Here is an 814-nt window from a genome sequence, read left to right as displayed (position 1 = left end):
GACCGCCCTGACCGCCTCGGTGACGGCGATGGCCTGCGACCTCGTCCCGGTCCGGCCGCCGATCGTCACGACTCCGCGATCGACCACGACGGAGAACCGCTCGGGGTCCGGGAGCACGGCTCTGATCTCGGCTTCCAGCTCGCCGGCCGGGCGGGTGAAGACCCGAAGGACGTCCCGCTGGTGCAGAGTGCCGGCGATGCGGCCGGTGACGGGGTCGATCACCGGCAACTGCTTGACGCGGTGGTCGTGCATCAGCCGGGCCGCGTCCCGGAGCGGTGTGCCGGGCGTGACGGTGATCGCCGGTGAGGTCATGAGCTGGGCCGCGTTCACCGCGGCGGCCTTGTGGTGTTCCGCGCGCCGGTCGCGGGACTCGAAGATCGACACGCTGTGCCGTACCGGGTCGCTCTCCTTGACCAGCAGGTCGTCCTCGGAGATCACCCCCACCGGCCGCCGGTCGGCGTCGATCACGGTGACCGCGCCCACCGCGAACCGCTTCATCGCGGCCACGACGTCGGCGAACGACGCGTGCTCCAGCACCGCGATCGCCACGCGCCCCATGACGTCCTTGACCTCGATCGACATGATCGGCCACCTCGCTTTCCGCCTCCACGTTCCCTCGCGCGGGGGCGCGGGCGGCAGCGGCGAACGTCGCGGGGGCGCAGGGGCTTAGGTCCTGGCGGCGGCGGGAGCGGCGGTCAGTGGAGCGGCCCGGCGAAGACCACGAACTCGTCGATGTCGCCGGCGGCGGTCAGGTGCACCATGTCGGTGCCCGACAGGACGGTCGCGCCGTCGGGCGCCTCGAAGCGCCAGCCGA

1 protein-coding gene is annotated in these 814 nt (G+C 72.6%); it reads right to left on the bottom strand.

All coding sequences use genetic code 11. The features are described from left to right. On the bottom strand, positions 1 to 582 hold a 582-nt coding region (locus DMH01_RS42295; protein ID WP_125685087.1), incomplete at its 3' end, for a CBS domain-containing protein. Positions 583 to 814: the final 232 nt, after the last annotated feature.

Source organism: Amycolatopsis sp. WAC 04182 (assembly GCF_003947465.1).
Taxonomy (GTDB): domain Bacteria; phylum Actinomycetota; class Actinomycetes; order Mycobacteriales; family Pseudonocardiaceae; genus Amycolatopsis.
Note: the sequence above shows the minus strand (reverse complement) of the source record. Positions and strands in the feature narration are given on the sequence as shown.